General features: G+C 64.3%; 19 protein-coding genes. 11 read left to right on the top strand and 8 right to left on the bottom strand.

Features of this window, described 5'->3' with window-relative positions:
- Window positions 1-6: 6 nt before the first annotated feature.
- Window positions 7-981, bottom strand: a complete 975-nt coding sequence (locus FEM01_RS01100; RefSeq protein ID WP_138217445.1) for a GlxA family transcriptional regulator — start codon at window positions 979-981, stop codon at window positions 7-9.
- Between the two features lie 98 nt (window positions 982-1,079).
- On the opposite strand from FEM01_RS01100, the gene FEM01_RS01095 reads away from it, so the two are divergent.
- Window positions 1,080-1,691: a LysE family translocator gene (locus FEM01_RS01095; RefSeq protein WP_138217444.1), complete on the top strand. Its 612-nt coding sequence runs from the start codon at window positions 1,080-1,082 to the stop codon at window positions 1,689-1,691.
- Window positions 1,692-1,739: 48 nt separating this feature from the next.
- Here the strand turns inward: FEM01_RS01095 and FEM01_RS01090 are convergent, their stop codons facing one another.
- A complete protein-coding gene (locus FEM01_RS01090; protein ID WP_138217443.1) occupies window positions 1,740-2,939 on the bottom strand; it encodes an MFS transporter in 1,200 nt (399 codons plus the stop codon).
- A 103-nt stretch (window positions 2,940-3,042) separates the two neighbouring features.
- Window positions 3,043-3,942, bottom strand: a complete 900-nt coding sequence (locus tag FEM01_RS01085) for a LysR family transcriptional regulator (RefSeq protein ID WP_138217442.1) — start codon at window positions 3,940-3,942, stop codon at window positions 3,043-3,045.
- A gap of 72 nt (window positions 3,943-4,014) precedes the next feature.
- On the opposite strand from FEM01_RS01085, the gene FEM01_RS01080 reads away from it, so the two are divergent.
- From FEM01_RS01080 to FEM01_RS01070, 3 genes are all read left to right on the top strand, one after another.
- Window positions 4,015-4,344, top strand: a complete 330-nt coding sequence (locus tag FEM01_RS01080) for a cupin (RefSeq protein ID WP_138217441.1) — start codon at window positions 4,015-4,017, stop codon at window positions 4,342-4,344.
- 231 nt (window positions 4,345-4,575) lie between these two features.
- Entirely contained in the window at window positions 4,576-6,993 is a 2,418-nt protein-coding gene (locus FEM01_RS01075; RefSeq protein ID WP_138217440.1) for a glucose/quinate/shikimate family membrane-bound PQQ-dependent dehydrogenase, read from the top strand.
- Between the two features lie 114 nt (window positions 6,994-7,107).
- Window positions 7,108-8,373, top strand: a complete 1,266-nt coding sequence (locus FEM01_RS01070) for a carbohydrate porin (RefSeq protein ID WP_138217439.1) — start codon at window positions 7,108-7,110, stop codon at window positions 8,371-8,373.
- Window positions 8,374-8,489: 116 nt separating this feature from the next.
- Here the strand turns inward: FEM01_RS01070 and FEM01_RS01065 are convergent, their stop codons facing one another.
- On the bottom strand, window positions 8,490-9,410 hold the full coding sequence (locus FEM01_RS01065; protein WP_138217438.1) for a LysR substrate-binding domain-containing protein: 921 nt from the start codon (window positions 9,408-9,410) through the stop codon (window positions 8,490-8,492).
- A gap of 170 nt (window positions 9,411-9,580) precedes the next feature.
- Between FEM01_RS01065 and FEM01_RS01060 the strand changes: the two genes are divergently transcribed.
- The 4 genes from FEM01_RS01060 to FEM01_RS01045 all read left to right on the top strand — a co-directional run bounded on the left by FEM01_RS01060 (window position 9,581) and on the right by FEM01_RS01045 (window position 13,587).
- Entirely contained in the window at window positions 9,581-10,330 is a 750-nt protein-coding gene (locus FEM01_RS01060; protein WP_138217437.1) for an SDR family NAD(P)-dependent oxidoreductase, read from the top strand.
- A gap of 80 nt (window positions 10,331-10,410) precedes the next feature.
- Window positions 10,411-11,709 carry an MFS transporter gene (locus FEM01_RS01055; protein WP_138217436.1) on the top strand — a complete coding sequence of 433 codons (1,299 nt, stop codon included), beginning with the start codon at window positions 10,411-10,413 and terminating at the stop codon, window positions 11,707-11,709.
- A 34-nt stretch (window positions 11,710-11,743) separates the two neighbouring features.
- Window positions 11,744-12,592, top strand: coding sequence for a transketolase (locus FEM01_RS01050; RefSeq protein ID WP_138217435.1), 849 nt, complete (start codon window positions 11,744-11,746; stop codon window positions 12,590-12,592).
- The gene (locus FEM01_RS01045) at window positions 12,589-13,587 is read left to right on the top strand and encodes a transketolase family protein (RefSeq protein WP_138217434.1); all 999 of its coding nucleotides are present in this window, start codon (window positions 12,589-12,591) and stop codon (window positions 13,585-13,587) included. Before FEM01_RS01050 ends, FEM01_RS01045 begins: the two co-directional genes overlap by 4 nt.
- 41 nt (window positions 13,588-13,628) lie before the next feature.
- Here FEM01_RS01045 and FEM01_RS01040 read toward each other — a convergent pair whose 3' ends face one another.
- The 4 genes from FEM01_RS01040 to FEM01_RS01025 all read right to left on the bottom strand — a co-directional run bounded on the left by FEM01_RS01040 (window position 13,629) and on the right by FEM01_RS01025 (window position 19,349).
- Window positions 13,629-14,807: a GGDEF domain-containing protein gene (locus tag FEM01_RS01040; protein WP_138217433.1), complete on the bottom strand. Its 1,179-nt coding sequence runs from the start codon at window positions 14,805-14,807 to the stop codon at window positions 13,629-13,631.
- A 265-nt stretch (window positions 14,808-15,072) separates the two neighbouring features.
- Window positions 15,073-15,627 (bottom strand): DUF4174 domain-containing protein, encoded by a 555-nt coding sequence (locus FEM01_RS01035; RefSeq protein WP_138217432.1) that lies wholly within the window; start codon window positions 15,625-15,627, stop codon window positions 15,073-15,075.
- 344 nt (window positions 15,628-15,971) lie between these two features.
- The gene (locus FEM01_RS01030) at window positions 15,972-18,332 is read right to left on the bottom strand and encodes a DNA polymerase II (RefSeq protein WP_138217431.1); all 2,361 of its coding nucleotides are present in this window, start codon (window positions 18,330-18,332) and stop codon (window positions 15,972-15,974) included.
- Between the two features lie 96 nt (window positions 18,333-18,428).
- The gene (locus tag FEM01_RS01025; RefSeq protein WP_138217430.1) at window positions 18,429-19,349 is read right to left on the bottom strand and encodes a LysR substrate-binding domain-containing protein; all 921 of its coding nucleotides are present in this window, start codon (window positions 19,347-19,349) and stop codon (window positions 18,429-18,431) included.
- A 163-nt stretch (window positions 19,350-19,512) separates the two neighbouring features.
- On the opposite strand from FEM01_RS01025, the gene FEM01_RS01020 reads away from it, so the two are divergent.
- Genes FEM01_RS01020 through FEM01_RS01010 form a run of 3 tightly spaced genes read left to right on the top strand, consistent with a single transcriptional unit; the run spans window position 19,513 to window position 22,044 of the window.
- Window positions 19,513-20,289 (top strand): YqcI/YcgG family protein, encoded by a 777-nt coding sequence (locus FEM01_RS01020; protein WP_138217429.1) that lies wholly within the window; start codon window positions 19,513-19,515, stop codon window positions 20,287-20,289.
- Between the two features lie 2 nt (window positions 20,290-20,291).
- On the top strand, window positions 20,292-20,924 hold the full coding sequence (locus FEM01_RS01015; protein WP_138217428.1) for a LysE family translocator: 633 nt from the start codon (window positions 20,292-20,294) through the stop codon (window positions 20,922-20,924).
- Window positions 20,925-20,943: 19 nt separating this feature from the next.
- The gene (locus tag FEM01_RS01010; protein ID WP_138217427.1) at window positions 20,944-22,044 is read left to right on the top strand and encodes a hypothetical protein; all 1,101 of its coding nucleotides are present in this window, start codon (window positions 20,944-20,946) and stop codon (window positions 22,042-22,044) included.
- The last annotated feature ends 79 nt before the right edge of the window (window positions 22,045-22,123 follow it).

Here is a 22,123-nt window from a genome sequence, read left to right as displayed (position 1 = left end):
CTGCGCCTATCCAGCCAACGCCTGGCGCCGTAACGCCAACGCCGTGCAGCCAAAACGCTGGCGGATGCACTTGCCCAGGTAACTGGCATCGCCCAAGCCCACCTCCTCGGCGATCTGCCCCAGGCCATGACTCGAATTGAGCAATCGCCAACGCGCCTGTTGCAGACGCATTTCATGCCACCAAGCCTTGGCGCTCATCTGATAACTCGCCTGGAACTGTCGATCCAGCTGGCGCCGACTGATCCCAAGCGTCGCCGCCAACTGCTCCACCGACACCTGCGTGCCCAGGTGATGACGCATCAACGCCACCGCCCGCTGTACCTGGCGTGCGTGCCCGGGCGCTGCGTCCAGCGAACGCAGCGCGTGGCGACTGTCGCGGCTTTCGTCCACCAGCATGTCGGCCAGGCCTTTGAGCGCACGCTCCCGACCGCTAGTACGGGCGATCAGCGCCACCGCCAGGTCGATGGCCGCAGTGCCTCCGGCGCAACTGATGCGTCCACCGTCGAAGCAGTACAACTGCTCGGTCAACACCTGAATCCGTGGAAACGCGGTGCGAAACTCGGCCTCATGGCGCCAGTGCAGTACCACTTTATGGCCATCAAGCAAACCGCAAGCTGCCAGCAAGAATGCCGCGTTGTCGATGCACACCAGCTTCACGCATGCGTTGGCCGCGCGCTTGAGCAGCGCGGTATAGCGCGTCGCCAGCGCCGCCGTGGCAGCAGCACTGCGCCCACCGAACACCACCAGGTAATCGAATGCCTGCCAGTCGACCTGCGCAGGCAGCAGGTCGACTTGCAGCGCCGCACCACTGCTCGACACCAGCGGCTCGGCGTCCAGGCCGAGAATGCGCCAAGTGCAGTAGCGCTGCCGGCTGTAATCCTCGTCATCGGCGGAAAAGCGCAATTTGTCGAGGAACGCGCCTAACGGCAACAACGCGAACTCAGGCAGCGGCAGGATCAACAGGCGCAGATCAGGGGTCATGGGCTTGTCCAGATATTACCGTCGAATGACCAGATCATACCCTGCAAAAGCCGTTGCCGGCCCTACACTGGCCCCGTCCAATACACAAAGGCATCGGCATGGCACTCGACACGTGGCTCATCTACCTGCTCGCCAGCATCGGTCTTTCTCTGACCCCAGGCCCCAACAGCCTGCTGGCGCTCACCCACGGGGCGCTGTATGGCGCTCGACGTACGCTGTTCACCATCGTCGGCGGGGTGGTTGGCTTCAGCGCACTGATCGCCCTGGCGATGTTCGGCCTGAGCGCCCTGCTGCAAGCCTCGGCCTCGGTGCTGACGGTGCTCAAGTGGGTCGGCGGCGCCTATCTGGTGTGGCTGGGAGTGCAACTGTGGCGCAGCCCGGCATTGCAGCTGGCGCAGACTGCGAACGCCGCAAGACTGGACAACGCCGGGTTGTTCCGCCAAGGCCTGCTGTCGGCCTTGGCCAACCCCAAGGTGCTGCTGTTCTACGGTGCCTTCCTGCCCCAGTTCATCGACCCACAACGGGGCCTGCTGGTGCAATTGGTGGTGATGGCGGCGACTTTTGCCAGCGTGGAATGCGTGGTCGAGTACCTGCTGGCGCGCCTGGCCTTTCGCGTGCGGCCCTGGCTGGCCAAGGGCGGCAAGGGCTTCAACCGGGGGTGTGGCAGCCTGTTCGCGTTGATTGGCGTGGTGCTGCCATTGACCCGTTGAGCGCGTCGCGCGGCCAGTCGGTGCCGCACTTGCCCAGCGGTCGCCACCTCAGGCGCGCCGCGACTTGATCAGGAACACCAGCAGAGCCAACCCCGGCAGCCCCGCCCCCAGCGTCGCGACGCCACTCCAGCCGAACTGGCTATAAACCGCACTGGCCAATGCCGAACCCAGCGCGCCGCCAAGGAAGATGCTGGTCATGTACAGCGCATTGAGCCGCCCGCGGCTGGCTGGGTCCAGGGCGTACACCTCACGTTGGCCGATTACCATGTTCATCTGCACGGCGAAGTCCAGCAGCACACCGGTCAGTCCAAGGCCGATCACCCCGGCACCCGGCGCACTCAACCCCAACAGCAGTGCCAGCGGCGCCAGTCCCATGGCCAGCAGCGAACCGCGCCGCGCATGCCCGGCATCGGCCAGGCGCCCAGCCAGCGGCGCCGCCAGCGCACCGACAGCACCGACCAGGGCGAACAGCGCGATCTGGCTCTGCGACAGGCCATACTCACCGGCCAGGGCCAGCGGCACTGCGGTCCAGTACAGGCTGAAAGCGCCGAACATCAGGGCCTGGTACAGCGAGCGCTGACGCAGCAGCGGATAACGGCGCAGCAGCACCAGCAACGACGCCATCAGTTGGGCATAGCTGGCCTTGTGCTCCGGCACCCGGCGCGGCAGGGTCAAGGCCAGCAGCAGGATGATTGCCAGCATCACCCCGGCCGCGCCGACGAACACCGCGCGCCAGCCAAAGTGGTCAGCCACCAAGCTCGACAACGGCCGGGCCAGCAGGATGCCCAGCAACAGGCCGCCCATGATGTTGCCCACCACGCGGCCACGCTGCTGCTCTGGCGCTAGGTGCGCGGCCAGTGGGATGAGCATCTGTACCGCCACCGAACTGAAGCCGATCAGCAGCGCATAGCCGAGGAACAACTGACCCTGGCCATGCCCGCTGGTACCCGCCAGCAGCAGACTGACGGTGGCCAGTACCGCCGTGGCGATCATCAGCCGGCGGTTCTCCAGCAGATCGGCCAGTGGCACCAGCAGCAACAGGCCAAGGGCGTAGCCCAGCTGGGTGAGCGAGACGATCCAGCTGGCATGCTCGGCGGACAGCCCCAGGTCCGGGGCGATCAAACCGACGATGGGCTGGGCATAGTAGATGTTGGCGACGATGGCGCCGCAGCAGAAGGCCAGCAGCGTCACCAGGGCGCGGCTCAGGCCTGGGGCTGATGGCTGGGCGACAGCAAGAGAGGGAAGCATGGGGAAGCCTCGGTGCACGTGGGAATGTAGGCGCATCTTGGCGCAGCTTGGCGTTGCGTAGAATCCATCGCCCACGCAATAGGTCGTTGCGCAGTGCGCAACGCTAGTCGATCAGCAGCCCCTCGACGAAGTTGACGAACGCCATCACCCGTCGAGACCCACGATGATTGGGCAGGTACAAGGCATTGATCGCGTCGCTGGCACTTCCAGGGCTGACCTGCCAGTGCGCGAACAGGCGCTGCAAGCGCCCGCTTGCGACATCCTCGCGCACCAGCCAGTCGGCCAACAGCGCGACCCCGCTCCCCGCCAGGGCCGCTTCCCGCAGCAGGTCGGCATTGGCGCTGCGCAACGGGCCAGCGACGTCCAGTTCCAGGTCCTGGCCGTCGCCGCGAATGCGCCAGGGGCGCGCTGACTGGCCATAGCGAAAGCGCAGGCAGGCGCAAGCGAGCAGTTGCCGGGGATGCTCCAGCACCGCCTGTTGCGCCAGATACTCGGGGCTGGCCACCAGCCACCGCTGGAAACGTCCCAACTGTCGACACACCAACTCGTCGCTGGGGGCCGGCTCCCCCAGGCGAATGGTCAGGTCGTAACGCCCCTCGAGCAAGTCGTCGAAGCGGTCGCTGAGGTCGATGTCCAACTCCAGTCCCGGATGCTGTGCGAGGAAGCCGCCCAGGTGTGGGGCGATCACCCGCCGGCCGAACTCCACGGGCAGGCACAGGCGCAGCACGCCAATCGGCTCCTCGCCACGGTCGGCGACCCGCGCATCGGCTTCGGCGAGGGCTTCGAGGATGTCCCTGGCACGCTGGTAGTAACCGGCACCGGCTTCGGTAAGACTAACCTGGCGTGTCGAGCGATTGAGCAAGGTGGCGCCCAGCTCTGCCTCCAACGCATCCACCAGGCGGGTCACCGACGAGGTCGCAACGCCCTGCCGGCGCGCCGCCGCCGAAAAGCCTTGAGCCTCGACAGTGGCCATGAACGCCTTGATCGCCAGCAGCTTGTCCATGCGAATATCCGTGGGCAAAGCCCGGAACCTTCCTACAATCAGGGCCTGGAATCAACCACAGCCGAGACGCGCATGCCCGACAACCTCTTCACTGCCCTGCCCGCCATCGATCCTCAGGCCGCCGAACAGTTCGACGCCCTGCTCAGCCGCCCGGGCCTACGTATCGAACGTATCGTCTCCAGCGGCCAGGCCAGCCCGCCGGGGTTCTGGTACGACCAGCCCGAAGGCGAATGGGTGGCGGTGCTCAGCGGTAGCGCCGGGCTGCGCCTGGCCCACGAGCGCGACACGCGCGTGCTGCGCGCCGGTGATCACCTGAACATCCCACCGCACTGCAAACATCGGGTGGAATGGACCGAAGCCGGGGTAACGACCGTGTGGCTGGCAGTGTTCTATCCAGGCTGATAGCAATGCGCCCTGACCCGCCCCTCTACGACGATGGTCGAGAGGCGATGACATGCCCATCACGTGGAGCGCCGCTTTTTAAGCCCTTTTTCGCCACCCGATCTACACTTTTCCCCACAGCCCGACGCATTTACACCTGCGACAATCGGTCCCGAATGTAAATGTACTAACTTGTTAATTAGCTTGCTAAGGGCTTAAACTGCGCCGCATTCCACCTGCGAGATACCTGGCATGAAAGACAACCCGCGCGCCTCTGGCGCCTCCACACTCATCCTAGTCGGCCTGGGCGTGATCATTGCCCTGCTCGGCCTGCTCCTGGCCGCCGGCGGTGTCAAGCTGGCCGGCCTGGGCGGTTCCTGGTACTTCCTGATCGGCGGCCTGGCCATGGCAATCGCCGGCGCGCTCATCGCACGCCGCAAACCTGCCGGCGCCTGGCTATACGCCGCATTTCTGATCGGCACGCTGATCTGGGCCCTGGCCGATTCGGGCCTGGTGTTCTGGCCGCTGTTCTCGCGCCTGTTCATGTTCGGCGCGATTGGCTTGGTGGTCGCGCTGGTCTACCCAATGCTGGCCCGTGCCCAGGGAACCAAAGCAGGTCGTGGCGCCTATGGCGTGGCCGCTGTGCTGGCGGTGGTACTGGTGATCGCGGTCGGCAACATGTTCGTCGCTCACCCAAGCGTTGTCCCCACGGGCAAGGGCCCTGGCCTGAGCCCGGTCGAAGCCGGCAAGGAACAGAAAGACTGGGCCCACTACGGCAACACCGAAGGTGGCAGCCGCTTCGCCGCCCTCGATCAGATCAACCGTGGCAACGTGGACAAGCTCAAGGTGGCCTGGACCTATCACACCGGTGACGTGGCCATCAGCGACGGCAACGGCGCAGAAGACCAGCTGACCCCACTGCAGATCGGCAACAAGGTGTTCATCTGCACCCCACACAACAACCTGATCGCCCTCGATGCCGACACTGGCAAGGAACTGTGGAAAAACGCGATCAACGCCCAGTCCAAGGTCTGGCAGCGTTGCCGAGGCATGGCCTACTTCGATGCCAGCGCCCCACTCGCCCAGCCCACCCAGCCGAACAGCTCGCCGATCAGCGTCGTCAGCGTAGCGGCCGGTGCCAACTGCCAGCGTCGCCTGCTGACCAACACCATCGACGGTCGCCTGATCGCCGTGGACGCCGACACCGGCGAGTTCTGCCAGGGCTTTGGCAACAACGGCCAGGTCAACCTGATGGCCGGCCTGGGTGATGTGCCGGACTCCTACTACCAGCTGTCATCCGCGCCGCTGATGGCCGGCACCACCGTGGTGGTGGGCGGGCGCGTCGCCGACAACGTCCAGACTGACATGCCAGGCGGCGTGATCCGTGGTTTCGACGTGATCACCGGGCAAATGCGCTGGGCCTTCGACCCGGGTAATCCTGAAGACCGCCAGGCACCGGCCGACGGCAGCACCTATGTGCGCAGCACCCCCAACAGTTGGGCGCCGATGTCCTACGATCCGGCGATGAACACCGTGTTCCTGCCGATGGGCTCTTCGTCCACTGACATCTACGGTGTCGAGCGCAGCAAGCTGGACCACACCTACGGCGCCTCGGTGCTGGCCCTGGACGCCACCACCGGCAACCAGAAGTGGGTCTACCAGACCGTGCACAACGACCTGTGGGACTTCGACCTGCCGATGCAGCCGAGCCTGATCGATTTCACCAAGGACGACGGCCAACGCGTTCCGGCAGTGGTGATCGGGACCAAGGCCGGGCAGATCTACGTGCTCGACCGCGCCACCGGCAAGCCGCTCACGCAAGTCGATGAAGTACCGGTCAAGCCAAGTAACATTCCCAACGAGCCCTACTCCCCGACCCAGCCCAAATCGGTCGGCATGCCGCAGATCGGCGCCCAGACCCTGACCGAGTCGGACATGTGGGGCGCTACCCCGTATGACCAGCTGCTGTGCCGCATCGACTTCAAGAAGATGCGCTACGACGGGCTGTACACCGCACCCGGCACAGACCTGTCGCTGAGCTTCCCTGGGTCGCTGGGCGGCATGAACTGGGGCAGCATTTCCACCGACCCCGTGCATGGCTTCATCTTCGTCAACGACATGCGCCTGGGCCTGTGGATCCAGATGATCCCGTCGCAGAACAAAGGCGCCGCCGCTGGCGGTGGCGAAGCGCTGAACACCGGCATGGGCGCGGTGCCGCTCAAGGGCACCCCGTATGCGGTGAACAAGAACCGCTTCCTGTCGGTCGCCGGGATTCCGTGCCAGGCCCCGCCGTTCGGCACCCTGACCGCCATCGACATGAAGACCCGCCAGATCGCCTGGCAGGTGCCGGTTGGTACTGTCGAAGACACAGGCCCCCTGGGCGTTCGCATGCACCTGCCGATCAAGATCGGCCTGCCGACCCTCGGCGGCACCCTGTCTACCCAAGGTGGCCTGGTGTTCATCGCCGGCACCCAGGACTTCTACCTGCGTGCCTACGACAGCAGCAACGGCAGCGAAATCTGGAAAGCCCGCCTGCCGGTGGGCAGCCAAGGCGGCCCGATGACCTACACCTCGCCCAAGACCGGCAAGCAATACGTCGTGATCACCGCTGGCGGTGCGCGTCAGTCGACCGACCGTGGCGACTACGTGATCGCCTACTCCCTGCCGTAAGCCGCTGACGCCAGCGCAGGCCGCACCCGATGCTGCGGGGACTCACGCCAGTGCAGTCCCCGCAGCAGCAGGCATCACCTGCGAAAGGCCCCGAACACCCCCTGAGAAACCGAAATGTCCCCCGCAATGCGCCTCACCCCTACCTTGCTGCTGGTATTGGCCAGCAGCGCCGCCTTCGCCGACACCGATCTGATGACCCGCAACACGCTGACCGGCGATTGGCGCGGCTTGCGCCATCGAATGGAAGCCGATGGCATCAAGTTCACCGGCGACTACAGCGGCGAAACCGCCTACAACGCCCACGGCGGCCTGCACCGCTCGGCGCGCTATTCGCAAAATATCAAGCTCGGCGTGCAGCTCGACCTGTCGAAACGCTATGGCCTGGAAAACGCCGGCAAGATCCAGCTGACCATCAACGACCGGCGTGGCAACAGCGCCTCCGAAGACCTGGTGGGCAACCGCTTGCCGATCCAGGAAAACTACGGTGGCCTGTATACGCGCCTGACCGAGCTGAGCTACGAGCGCGACTTCACCCCAGCGCTGAACCTCAAACTCGGCTACATGGCCATGGGCAACGACCTCGGCGGTCTGGACAGCGGCATCCTGTGCAACTTCATGAACGCCGGTTTCTGCGGCCACCCGCTGAACATGTCCGGCGGCAGCGGCTGGAGCAACTACCCCAACGCGCACTTAGGGGCGCGGGTCAAATATGACCTTTCGCCCTCGTGGCAACTGCGCGTGGCGGCGTTCAACGTCGATCCCGAGAGCAACGGCAACCCCACCCGCGCCTGGCACCTGGGCCCCAAGCACACCACCGGCACCGTGCTACCGGTGGAACTGGTGTACAAGCTACAGGCTGAGCTGCCAGGCGAGTACAAACTGGGGTATTACTACGACAGCTCCAACGTCAAACGCATCGGCAGCGACAAGCAAGTGGCCGGGCGTGGCGGCCACTACCTGCTGATCGACCAGGCGGTATGGAGCGACTCGACCTCGCCGGGTCGCAGCCTGCATGCCTTCGGCCAATACTCGGCCTCCAGCGAAGCCGCCTCGCCGTTCACCCGCTGGTATGGTGCCGGCGTGGTGCTGTACAAGCCGTTCGACGGCCGCCCGCGCGATACCGTCGCCCTGGGTTATGGCCGCGCGGTACAAAACCCGCGCAGCCGCCAAGTACAGGAAGACGCAGCGTTCGATGCCGGCCAGCAGTTCCCCCACCTCGACGGCGCCGAGCAACTGATCGAGCTGAGCTACGGCTACCAGGCCACGCCCTGGTTGAATCTGCGCCCGGACGTGCAGTACATCGTCGAGCCGGGGGCGTTCTCCGGCCAGGCCATCGAGGATGCCTTGGTGCTGGGATTGCAGGTCAAGGCGAGCTTCTGACCGGCGCCAAACGGGCTGCTTTGCAGCCCATCGCGGCGCAAGGCCGCTTGTGTCCCTGATCGTATAAAGCCCACTGACGCCACCAGAAGTGAACGGCTCATTACCGAGGCAAGGCACTAGTAGCTGAAGTCATGCCCCAGCTGTCCCTGCATCCATTCCAGGAAGGTTCGCACCCGCGTCAGTTCCGCATGCCCACGGGGGAACACCAGATGATGGGCACTCACAGGGCTGGCCAGCGCATCGCCGAACACATCCACCAACTGCCCACGGGCTACGTAGTCCTGCGCCAGCAATGAGCTTTCCAAGGCCACCCCATAGCCATGGCTGGCCGCCTCCAGGCTCATGTAAGAGCGGTCGAAACTCAGCGCGAACGGCGCCTGGGGCAGCGATACACCCTGCTGGGCGAACCACTGCGGCCATTGCACCAGCGCCGACTCCGACAGAATCAGGTTTTGCCCCAGCAGATCGTCCGGCTGGCGAATGGGCTGGCGCGCCAGCAGCGCCGGCGCTGCCAGCACCGTGGCACGCTCGTGGCGAATGGTGCGCACCTCCAGGCTCGGCCAGTTGGGATAGCCATGGCGAATATCCACGTCGATCTGATGCCGACCGAAATGCAGCGCCTCGTAAGAGCAAGACAGGTTGATCTGGATATCCGGGTGGCTGGCGCGAAAGCGCTCGAGTCGGGGTAGCAACCAGAGCAAGCCGAAGCTGGGCGCTGCGTGCAGGCGCAAGCAATCGAAGCCTACCGCGCTACCGGCGCGCTCGGTGGCGGTAGCCAGGCTCTGCAAGATTCCGGACACCTCGCGCAGGTACTGCTCGCCTGCGGCGGTCAGGCTCACCCCCTTGGCCGTACGCAAGAACAACGGGCGCCCGATCAACGCCTCAAGATTGGCGATCTGATGGCTGACCGCCGAGGGCGTGAGGTTCAGTTGCTCGGCCGCGCGCGCCACGTTACCAAAGCGTGCCGCTTGCTCGAAGGCCTGAATTGCTTTCAACGGTGGTAGCTGTATGGGCTTCTTGCCCGAGTCATGGTTCATCGAACTGCCTTCATGAAATAAGCGCTGCGCCCAGGCGCCCTACTCTGCCGTCTGCGCACACATCTGCCCAGTGCTGAATTTTTTTCAGCATAGGCTGAAAGCCACTGCGTTGCCGCACGTGCGCCGGCACACCAAGCTGTGCACACAACAACAAACAGTCGGAGTTCCCCATGCTACTCGAAGGCAAATTCGCAATCGTCACGGGCGCCGCCTCTGCCCGCGGTATCGGCCGCGCCACGGCCCAGACCTTCGCCGCCCACGGCGCCAAGGTGGCGATCCTCGACCTCGATCTGCAAGCCGCCCGCGCAGCCGCTGCCGAACTTGGCCAGGGACATCTGGGCGTAGCCGCCAACGTCGCTGACCAAGCCCAGGTGCGTGACGCGGTGGCTCAAGTGCTGGCGCACTTCGGACGCATCGATGTGTTGGTCAACAACGCCGGGATCACACAGCCGGTGAAGACCCTGGAGATCACCGACAAGGACTATGATCGCATCCTCGACGTCAACCTGCGCGGCACGCTGCTGATGTCCCAGGCCGTTATCCCTGGCATGCGCGCCCAACGCGCCGGCAGTATCATCTGCATGTCGTCAGTCTCGGCCCAGCGCGGTGGCGGCATCTTCGGCGGCCCTCACTACAGCGCAGCCAAAGCGGGCGTGCTCGGGCTCGGCAAGGCGATGGCTCGCGAACTGGGCCCGGACAACGTGCGGGTCAATGCCATCACCCCTGGGCTGATCCACACTGACATCACCGGTGGGCTGATGCAGGACGAGCGTCGCCACGCCATCATCGAGGGCATCCCGCTCGGGCGTCTGGGCGAAGCACGCGACGTGGCCAACGCCGCACTGTTCCTGGCCAGCGACTTGTCCAGTTACCTGACCGGCATCACCCTCGACGTCAATGGGGGCATGCTGATCCACTGACGCCCACGTCACACCCGGATATTTCGTATCTGAGCCCCGCCACGGCGGGGCAATCGATAACAACAAGAGATCAGATCGACATGACTACCCTCGCCTTCGATGCGGCCACCGCCGCGCGCAGCCACGCCTATCGCAAGACGGCCTGGCGGCTGATGCCCTTTCTCATGCTGTGCTACCTGTGCGCCTACCTCGACCGGGTCAACGTCGGCTTCGCCAAGCTACAAATGATGGACGACCTGGCGCTGTCCGAAGCGGTGTATGGCTTGGGCGCCGGGATGTTCTTCATCGGCTACTTCCTGTGTGAAGTACCGAGCAACATCATCCTGCACAAAGTCGGTGCCCGGCGCTGGATCGCCCGCATCATGATCACATGGGGGCTGATTTCGGCCTTGTTCGCCTTCGTCGAAACCGCCTGGCAGTTCTACGTGCTGCGCTTTTTCCTCGGGGTTGCCGAAGCCGGCCTGGCACCCGGCCTGCTGCTGTACCTGACCTACTGGTTCCCCTCCTACCGCCGCGCCAAGATGACCGCCTTGTGGTTCATCGCCATTCCCCTGTCGGGCATGCTTGGCGGGCCTCTGTCGGGCTGGATCATGGAGCGTTTCGCCGGAGTACACGGTTGGGCCGGCTGGCAATGGATGTTCGTGCTCGAAGCGCTGCCCACCGTACTGGTCGGGGTGCTGGTGCTGAGCTACCTCAAGGACGGCGTCGAGCAAGCGCATTGGCTCAGCGCCGAAGAGAAAGCGCTGGTGCGTGCGGAACTGGCCGAAGACGAACGGCACAAGACCCATCACGGCTCGGTGGGCGACTTTATCCGCGACCGACGTCTGTGGCTGCTGGCCGGCATCTACTTCTGCGTGGTCATGGGCCAGTACGCCATCACCTTCTGGCTGCCGACCCTGGTGCGCAATGCCGGGGTCAGCGAGCCGTTGCACATCGGCCTGCTCACCAGCCTGCCGTACTGCTGCGCGATCGTTGCCATGCTATTGGCCGGACGCAGCGGCGACCGTCACCGCGAACGCCGCTGGCACCTGGCCATACCGATGCTCGCTGGCGCCCTGGGCCTGAGCCTGGCAGCGCTGTTCGCCAGCCACCTTAGCTTGTCGATCCTGAGCCTGTGCCTGGCGGCGGCCGGCATCCTGTCCGCCTCGTCGCTGTTCTGGATGCTGCCAACCACGCTACTCGGCGGTGTCTCGGCTGCTGCGGGCATCGCGGCGGTGAACAGCTTCGCCAACCTGGCCGGCTTTTGCTCACCGTTCCTGATTGGCTGGATCACCAGCACCCTGGGCAGCAACGCCATCGGCATGTACCTGATCACCGCCGTATTGCTGTTCGGCGCGCTGCTGGTGTTCCGCGTGCCGGCCAGCCTAGTCAATCGTTAATTCCTCACTTTCGCATCCTGCAAGGAGTCACCCCATGAACGCCGTACCCGCTACCCCGGGTGCGCGGCCCCTGGCTGCGCGCGCCCATAATATCCGCCGTCACGCCCTGCGCATGGGCCAAGTTCAGGGCCAGGGCTACATCGGCCAGGCTCTGGGCGCCGCCGACCTGCTGGCGGTGGCCTACTTCCACGCCCTGCGCCTGGACCCAGCCAACCCCGACTGGGAACAACGCGACCGTTTCTATCTGTCCATCGGCCACTACGCCATTGCCTTGTATGCGGCCTTGATCGAGGCCGGCGTGATCCCCGAGGAAGAGCTTGAGACCTACGGCGCCGACGACAGCCGCCTACCTATGTCGGGGATGGCCGCCTACACGCCCGGCATGGAAATCACCGGTGGTTCGCTGGGTCACGGCTTGGGTATCGCCGTCGGCGCCTGCCTGGGGCTCAAGCGCAAAGGCTCGGACAGTTGGGTGTACAACCTGCTGTCGGACGGCGAACTGAACGAAGGCTCCACCTGGGAAGCGGTGATGTCCGCCAGCCACTGGCGTCTGGACAACCTGATCGCCATCGTCGACGTCAACAACCAACAGGCCGATGGTCATTCCAGCGAAGTGCTGGCCTTCGAGCCGATCGTCGATCGCTGGCAAGCCTTCGGCTGGTATGTGCAGCGCGTCGATGGCAACGACCTCGACGCGTTGGTGCAGGCGTTCGACCAGGCCCGCACGCACACTGGCGCGCAACCACGGGTAATCATTTGTGACACGCGCATGGGCAAGGGCGTGCCCTTCCTCGAAAACCGCGACAAGACCCACTTCATCCGTGTCGATGAACACGAATGGGACCTCGCCCTGCAAGCACTGGACGCCGGGAGCCAAGCATGAACAGCCCAACCACCGCGAAAAAACGCCTGACCACCTCGGCGATGATCGCCTCGATCGCAGCCGAAGGCCAACCGACCCGCCCGGCCCCATTCGGCCATGCCCTCGCGGCGCTGGCCGAACAACGCCAGGACATCGTCGGGCTGAGCGCCGACCTGTCCAAGTACACCGACCTGCATATCTTTGCCAAGGCCCACCCTGAGCGGTTCTACCAGATGGGCATGGCCGAGCAATTGCTGATGAGCGCTGCGGCGGGGATGGCCCGCGAGGGCATGACTCCGTTCGCCACCACCTACGCGGTGTTCGCTTCGCGCCGTGCATACGACTTCATCTGCATGGCGATTGCCGAGGAGAACCTCAACGTCAAGATCGTCTGCGGCCTGCCAGGCCTGACCACCGGCTACGGCCCGAGCCACCAGGCCACCGATGACCTTGCGATCATGCGCGCAATGCCCAACCTGATGGTGGTCGACCCATGCGATGCGTTGGAGATCGAACAGGCCGTCCCGGCCATCGCGGCCCATCAAGGTCCGGTGTACATGCGTCTGTTGCGCGGCAACGTGCCACTGGTACTGGACCGCTACGACTACCGCTTCCAGCTGGGTAAGGCCCAGGTGCTGCGCGGTGGACGCGACGTGCTGCTGATCGCCAGCGGCTTGATGACCATGCGCGCGTTGGAGGCCGCCGAGCAGTTGCAAAAGGATGGGGTGGACGTGGCGGTGCTGCATGTGCCGACCATCAAACCGCTGGACGAAGCGACGATCCTGGCCGAGGCGCGCAAGTCAGGGCGGCTGGTGGTCACCGCAGAGAACCACTCAGTCATCGGCGGACTGGGCGAAGCCGTGGCAAGCGTGCTGCTGCGCAATGGCGTGACCCCGAGCTTCCGCCAGATCGCCCTGCCCGATGCGTTCCTCGACGCCGGCGCCCTGCCCACCCTGCACGACCGCTATGGCATTTCCAGCGAGGCGGTGGCACGCCAGATCAAAGGCTGGTTGTAACCGCGTGGGTAGGCCTGCGCTGGCGATTGCGCTGGCGCAGCCTACCTCACCTCGGCTCGCCAAGCCGTATTACGCGACCCATCCACCAACTGCACGCTGTTGCGACCGCTGCGTTTGGAGGCATAGAGCAATACATCGCCCTGCTCCAACAAGGCTGCCAGGCTCGCTGGCGGCCGGTCGAACAGGTTCGCGCCGATGCTCAAGGTCACCGCCTCAGGGGTCGCGCAGCTCTGCGCTGCCGCGTGCTGAAACTGCTGGCGCAAGGTCGCGGCAAGGGTTTCGATCTGCCCACGGGAAGCGCCGCCCAGCAAGATCACGAACTCGTCCCCACCCAGGCGCGCGGCAATCGCGCGCTCCGGCAACAGTGCGCGGATCATCTCGCTCAACGCGACCAGCAAACGATCGCCAGCCGCGTGGCCATGACAGTCATTGACCAGTTTGAAGTGGTCGATGTCGATCAGCAGCAGCGCCCCCGGGCGATGCGGCGAAACCTCGGCAAACAGGCTCGGTGCGCGCACTTCCAGGGCGCGGCGGTTGTACAGCGCGGTGAGTGGATCGCGCGCAGCCAGACGTTCGATGCGTTCTTCACGGCGGTAGCGCACGGTGCCGGTCATCGACAGCGCAATCAGCATGATCGCCATCGCACCCTCCACCAAGGACACCTGGATGATCAGGCCACGGAATGCGGCAAGCTCGATCAGCGTGCCGGGCACCAGCGCCGGCAGGGTCTTGCCCAGGTAGAACAGGCCATGCAGCAGCAGGATGAAACGCAGTTGTGCCGCCCCGACACTCAGCGATTTACCATGCGCACGCAGCAGCCAGCTGGCCTGTAAGGTGAGCAACGCCACCAGCATGGACTGCACCACCAACAGGCTCTTCGACCAGCTCGCCCAATCCGGCAACGTCAGCATCGCCAGCCAGACCACGATGCCCAAGTACCAGGCCCGTGACAGGCGGGTCTCGGTAAAACGCACGACCCCAAGCAAAAACAACCAGTGGGCCAGGATCAGCAAGCCGTTGGCGAACCAGATACCGATGAACAGATAGCCACTGCTGCGCAGCAGCGCCAATGACGAACCGATGCTGATAATCGCAAAACCTGTGCTCCAGCACAGCAACGAGGACTCGCGTACGCTGCGCCACTCGATGGCCAGATACAGCGCCGAGGCCGCCGCGAGGGCGATGGTGAGCGTGAGAAGGGTGGACGCATCGAACGCCATGGAAACGGGTGCCTGTGACTTACATTCAAAAGAGCGCTGATTGTAAGCATTCGCACGGATTTTCACAGGACCGACAACCACCCGAATGAAGATATTCAGCGACTCGCCCACTTCATTCGAGTGCCTTGCGTTTAAAGTGCAGACGTCCGGGGCGATCCTCAACGAAGCGCCCCGACACGCCATTGCCAGGCAAGCAACGGCGCAGATCTGCACCGGTGCCCTACCGCCGCCGATCTTTCAGGGCAAACGGCGAGGACGGCGCGCCTCAGTCGTCCAGTGGCTTGGGCGGCGCCATGGGTTTGCTGGGCTTGGCGGGTTTGCTTTCCTTGGCCTTGGGTTCGTCTGGAGCAGCCGCCACCGGCTCGGGTGCAGTTACCGCCTGTTCACTGGCCGGCAACGCATCGACGGCCTTGAAGATCACTTGCGGGTCGAGTTTTTCGCCGCTGTCGTCATCCTTGAGCACATGGCGCTCGCCGTCCTTGCCCACCAGGATGACCTTAGTACCCTTGCTGGCACCCAGCTTCAGCTCGCGGATCAGGGCCATGGTGGTCTGCTGTTCGAGGTTCTTGTCTTCACGCTTTCCCATCATCTGCGCCACGCTGTAGAGGACCAGCCCGCGTTCCTTGAAGCCGGCCTGGGTGGCCGGGTCCTTGAGCGCCTCTTGCAGGCCGCGCAGGGTCGGGTCGGCGCTGCTGGGCGCGATCACCACCAGCGGCCGCGCCTTGCCCTGCTCCTTGGCCAAGGGCGCATCGCTGTCGGCGGCGAGCACAGGCCCGGCGAAGGCGAATAGGGTGGCGAGTGTCAGTGACCTGACGAGCATGGGCATCTCCTTGTTAATTCTCATGACTACAGACTTGTGCGAAAAGTCCGACACGCGAGCCTAAACCACCAAACCTGTCCGACAGCCTGCGGAAAAGTAACTTCCGGTGTCCACGCCGGGGCACGGTGCGGCCTTCTTGAGCATAGCCCAAGCCCTTGCGGGTAAAGGCCGAAGCGCCCCCGACGGCAGCGTCCGACGGCGCGCTCGTTCACATCCTGTAAGGATTTACGCGATTGACTGCTCTGATCGTCAGCCCGCCCACCGGTTCCTGCGTGCCGAGGATTTTTCGGGCTTGCACCTGCATCGTTTGCAGGCAGCCGCGCCTGCGTGCTCGGCGCACAGGGCTAGAACAGCGGCAACTGACGGTCTATCAGCGCGCCGAAATCATCCCCCACGAACGGCAGGATGGCATCAGCCACCGGTTGCAGTTGCCGGGTCAGATAGTGCTGGTGGTCGACCGCAGAGCGCAGGTCCTCCAGCGGCTCGGGGCCAGAGGTGGTGATCAGGTAGCTGATCCAGCCACCGTTCTGGTACTGCCGGGGCCGCCCCTGGCGCGCGTTGTACGCATCGGCCAGGCGTGCAGCACGCACATGCGGGGGCACGTTGCGTTGGTAGTCCGCCAGCGGTCTGCGCAGACGCTTGCGGTACACCAGCAGCTCATCAAGTTCGCCAGCCAACAAGCGCTGCACGGTGTCGCACAGGTACTCGCGGTATGGCTGGCCACGAAATATCCGGCCATAGAGTTCCTGCTGGAATTGGCGAGCCAGGGGCGACCAGTCGGTACGGACCGATTCCAGGCCCTTGTAGATCATCTCTGCACTGCCGTCGGCGCGCTGTACCAGGCCTGCGTAACGCTTCTTGCTGCCCTCATCGGTACCGCGGATAGTCGGCATCAGAAAGCGCCGGTAGTGAGTCTCGAACTGCAATTCCAGCGCGCTCTCCAGCCCCAGGCTTTCACGCAGGTGGCGGGCCCACCACTGGTTGACCTCGGCCACCAGTTCCCGGCCGATGCGCGCAGCATCCTGCTCGCTATGGGCATGCTTGAGCCAGACGAAGGTGGAGTCGGTATCGCCATAGATCACATCCAGGCCACGGGCCTCGATCAACGCGCGGGTCTGGCGCATGATCTGGTGCCCGCGCAGGGTGATCGACGAGGCCAGGCGCGGATCGAAAAACCGGCAACCGCTGGAACCCAGCACACCGTAGAAGGCATTCATGATGATCTTCAGCGCCTGGGACAATGGCGCATTACCGGCGCGTTTGGCCGCTTCGCGGCCCTGCCACACGCGCTCGACGATAGCCGGTAGACAGTGCTGGCTACGCGAGAAACGCGCTGCGCGAAAGCCTTCCACCGAATGCGTGTCGTCGGGCTGGCGCAGGCCTTCGACCAGGCCCACAGGGTCGATCAGGAAGGTACGGATGATCGACGGATACAGGCTCTTGTAGTCCAGCACCAGCACCGAGTCGTAAAGCCCTGGGCGTGAGTCCATGACAAAGCCACCGGGGCTGGCCTCGCCCTCGCGACTACCAAGGTTGGGTGCTACGAAACCCAGGCGGTGCATCGGCGGGATGTACAGATGACAGAACGCTGCCACCGAACCACCGCTGCGGTCCACGGGCAGCCCGGTCACACTGGCCCGTTCGAGCAAGAACGCCAGCAGCCGGGTGTGGGCGAAGATCCGCGTCACCAGCTCGCAGTCCTTGAGGTTGTAGCGGGCCAGGGCCGGCTTGTCCTCGGCGAACAGGCGGTTGATCTCGTCCATGCGCTGGTAGGGCGTGGCAATCGCCTTACCCTCCCCCAGCAACTGCTGGGCGACGCTCTCCAGGCTGAACGAGGGGAAACTCCAAGTCGCCGAACGCAGCGCCTCAATACCGTCGATCAGCAGACGGCCGGGCGCCTCGGCGAAGAAGTGGCTGCGGCTGCCGTGCTCGCGCATGTGCATCGGCGCACCATCGCGGCCCAGGCACAGCGGCACGTTCAGGCGCTTGGCGTGTTCATGCAGCACGCGCAGGTCGAACTGGATCAGGTTCCAGCCGATGATTGCATCCGGGTCATGCTGCATCAGCCATTGGTTGAGGCTGTCGATCAGCCCGGCGCGGTCTTGGCAATAATGCAGATCGAAATCCACCTCGGGCGCGCTGCCGTTGGCCGGGCCGAGCATATACACCGTGCGTTGGCCGCAGCCCTCCAGGGCGATACTGTATAGCTCGCCACGCTCGCTGGTCTCGATGTCTAACGAAGCCAGGCGCAGGGGGGGACGGTAGTCCGGGTCAGGCTTGAGCTGGGCATCGCATAACGTGCCGTGGGCATCGGGCCGCCCCTCGAAGCGCACCGGGGCGGTGATGAAGCGCTCCATCAGGTAACGCTCCGGCGGACGGATATCAGCCTCGAACACCTCCACGCCTGCGGCGCGCAAACGCTTGTCGAGGGCGATCATCTGGCGATGCTGGGTGCAGTACAACCCCAGCACCGGGCGCTGCTCGAAATCGCGCAGTTGCAAGGGCCGCAGTTGCACGCCGGACTCGCCCGCCAACAGCCGCCGGGCCTGCTCGGCGTGGGCGGCGGGAATGAACGCCACCGACGGTTGCGGCGCCAGGCGCACGCGCCGCGGCCCCTGCTCGGTGGCCAGCCAGAATTCCACACAGGTGCCTTCGGGCGTGTCGTGCCAATGGCGAGTAAGGACAAAGCCCTGTTGCAGCTGCACCGCGAGAACCTCGGCAGGAGAAGGGATGCGAGGCCGCCAGTGTATCGCAATAGCCCATGCCAGCGACGCTCGCGCCATGCTCAGCGGGCGCGGCACTCAGCCATAAAGGTAACTGATGTCCTTGCGCGACAGCGGCGGCACCTGGGTCAGCAGGTAGTCGCGCAGCCTGTGCATCTGGCGTGCCTTGGGGCTGGACTTGAGCCAGACCATGTAATACCCATCGCCGGTCGCCACCGCCTGGGGGAACGGCGTGGCCAAGCTGCCGGCGGCTAGGTCCGCGCTGGCCAGCACCAGGTCCACCACCGAGATCCCCAGCCCCTGCTGGGCGGCGGAAATGCCTTGGTCAAGGGTGTCGAACACCTGACCCCGATCGATGCCGACATCCAACGCGTCGACCCGCGCCAACCAGCGGCGCCAGTCACGCCGGTCCGGCGAAGGGTGGAGGAATTCGCAGTCATGCAGCACCGCAAGCGAGGGGGCAGGCTCAGCCAGGTAATCGGGATGGCATACCGGAATCAGCCATTCATCGAACAACTTGAGGCTCTCGACATCAGCCGGGAAACGCCCGTTACCGAGCAGGATCGCGCAGTCATAGGGCTCTGAGTAGAAGTCTACCGCATCGATGTCCATCCACACGCTCGACAGCTGTACCGGGCAACTGTTGTCGAGTTTCTTGAAGCCGTCCAAGGCCCGCAACAGCCAGCGCACGGTGAGCGTCGACGGCGCCTTCAGGCGCAAGCCGTGACGGTCCTGGCGCAACAACGCGCAGGCGTTCTCGATGATCTTGAAGCCCACCTTGAGCTCCTGGGCCAGCAGGCTGCCATGCTCGGTCAGGCGCAGCTTGGGGCCGCGGCGCTCGAACAAATCGCAACCGAACAGGGCCTCAAGGGTTTTGATGTGGTGGCTGACCGCACCTTGGGTGAGCGCTAACTCCTGGGCAGCGCGGGTGAACGAGCCATAGCGCGACGCCACTTCGAATGCACGTAAGGCGTGCAGGGCTTGAATCCGTTCGGACATCTTGGCTTCCAGAGCATGAGCGAGACTAATAGTAGGTCATAGTTCCAGGCGTTTTACAACCTGGGTCCGGTCTCGGAAAATGCTGTAAACAATGACTATAGAGGGCAAAACCGTATGGATAAGCCGGAAAAACTCTATTAACTGCTATACCCCTGGGGAAATCATGTTTACGGGTTATGGAAACTGCTATCGCCTGGATGCGCTCGAGCTTGCCGATGAACATGTCCAGAACAAGCACCACTGGACGTACAAGACCCTACAGCAGTTCAAGGAAACCCTCGCCAACCCCGACTTCCCGTGCCTGTTCGGGCGTAAAGCGGTGAACGCACGCACCTGCCACATCATCTTCGCCCACGCAGGCGACCTGGCCGGCGACATCGCCCGAGGCCTGACCGACTACATAGGCACGATCAAGCAGATCCCGCTCAAGCAGCGGGTCGGCAATCCGTTGCTGGTCTTTCTGGAAACCGCACGCGACACGGACCTTATGCAACAGCAGGCGCTGGCTTGGGAGGTACTGTGCGAGGTCCACGCTCGCGACCCGCAACCCTGGCCCGCCGACATGCCCCACGACCCGCATGACGCACAGTGGGCGTTCTGCTTCGACGGCGTGCCCCTGTTCATCAACATGAACTTCCCAGCCCACCGGCTGATGAAAAGCCGCAACCTGGGCCCGCATATCGCCTGGGTCGTCAACCCACGCGAAAGTTTCGACGAAGTGGCCAGCGCCGACACGCAAAGCGGCCAACGTATCCGTGCGCGTATCCGCGACCGGGTACGCCATTACAACAACGGCGTCATGCCCGATTCGCTGGGCTTTTTCGGCCACCACGACAACTACGAATGGAAGCAGTACCAGTTGCAGGAGCCCGGTTCGCTGAATCCGCCACGCTGCCCGTTCCACACCGCTGCTGTACCTGACTCACTGAGCGAGAACTGAACGTGAATACCGCCCTGACCGCCACATACGCCCTCACTGTCCTGCTGCTGATCGCCACACCCGGCCCGGTGGTGGCACTGATCGTCAACACCGCTGCGGCCTCAGGCGCGCGCAAGGCCGTGTTCACGGCCATCGGAACCAACTGGGCCTCATTGGTGCTGATCGGCGCCGCCGCCTGGGTCATCATGACCAGCGCCGCCATCGACAAGGCCTGGCTCAACGGCATGAGCCTGCTGGGCTGCCTGTTCATTGGCCACATCGCCGTGGGCACCCTGCGCGAGGCGATGCAGGCCACATCGGTCCCCACCGCTGCCGCTCAGGTCGATGCACAACCGGGCCGTGGCGGCCTGTTGCAAGGGTTCATGGTAGGGATCTCCAACCCCAAGGACATCATCTTCTTCATCTCGTTCTTCCCCCAGTTCATCCAGATCACCGAGTCGTTCGGCAAGAGCATGGTGGTGTTGTCACTGCTGTGGTGCGCCATCGACTTCGCCGTGCTGAGCCTGTACATCTTCGCCATCGGCCGCATCGCCTCGCAGCGCAGCAGCCGTATCATCAGCCTGGCTTCGGGGGTCGCGCTGCTGCTGATCGCTGCTGTGGGCCTTGCCTACAACGTGCGGGAACTGACGGCCTGAAACCGCCCAAGGAGCGCCCATGAGCACCCTCGATACCTTCCCGGCAGGCTGCGTGGGCGCCGCCTTCCCGTTGCAGCAGGACTATCAGCGCTTTCTGCTGCTGGGCAGCCGCCGCGCCCCACAGACAACCCATGCGCACGAGCGCGGCTATCGCTCCGCAACCATCAATACCGACGCACTGGGCATGCGCTACAGCCATTGTGCGGGCAAGCGCTATTCACTGGCAGAGCGCGGTGGCGCGGCGCGCGTTAACCTGCTGGTGGGCGGCTCCAGCGCCATGGGCATCGGTGCCAGCTCCGATGAGCACACCGTAGCCTCCTACCTGTCAGCGCTTACCGGCGAGGTATGGCTAACCTTGGCCGGTTGCGGCCTGAGCGCTCCCCAGGAGTTGCTGATGTTCCTCACCCACCAGCACCGCCTTGGCCAGATTGGCCATGTGGTGTTGCTCAGCGGTTTGAACACGTTGGCCCAGGACACCTTGGACGAGTTGCTGGCAGGCAGCCATGAACCACACCGGGCCCAGGCCTACCAGGCTTTTCTGAACCGTTTCAATGAAGGTATTAAGGGCCCTGAAGCACAGCACCATGACTCGGTGTGGCGACGCCTGACGCAAGTGTTCGCGCCCCGTGAACAACAACCCTGGCCGACGCTGGATACACTGCCCACGCCCGACAAACGTCTGGGACGTGCTGCCGACTGCATCGCGCGCACCCTCTGCCAGTGGGAACGCCTACTGGCCAACAGCCACAGTTCTCTTACGTTCATCCTCCAACCCCTGCTGCCGTGGTGCCGTGAAACCGTGCCTGCCGGTGAACAGCTGATGCTCCAAGGTCTGGATCACAACCCCAGTCATTTCGACCGCCTGCTTGCTGCCACCTTCGACCGCCAGCTGCACTCGGCCTTTTTCCGCCGGATCAAGTGCCAGGCCGACCCTGTGCCGTGCTACGACATGAATGGCATGCTCAGCAGTTCGCCGGTCTTCGGCGAGCATCTATTCATCGACCGACTGCACTTCAATGACCGTGGTAACAACGCGCTGGCCAAGGTGATCACCGCCAAGCTGGGGCTTGCCCTGGACAAGCCAGGCCAGCGTAAATCAACTGTGGACAAGCTGCCCTGAGGGGCTTCGTCCGATTTGATCTGCGCTGGGCTTTCGGTCTGAGGCAGTGGCTGGCTAGAATACGCCATCGCCCCTGACT

Origin of the sequence: Pseudomonas mosselii, from assembly GCF_005796105.1 — a bacterium.
Taxonomy (GTDB): Bacteria; Pseudomonadota; Gammaproteobacteria; order Pseudomonadales; family Pseudomonadaceae; genus Aquipseudomonas; species Aquipseudomonas mosselii_C.
The sequence above is the reverse complement of the archived record's forward strand: the minus strand, read 5'-3'. Positions and strand labels throughout refer to the sequence as shown.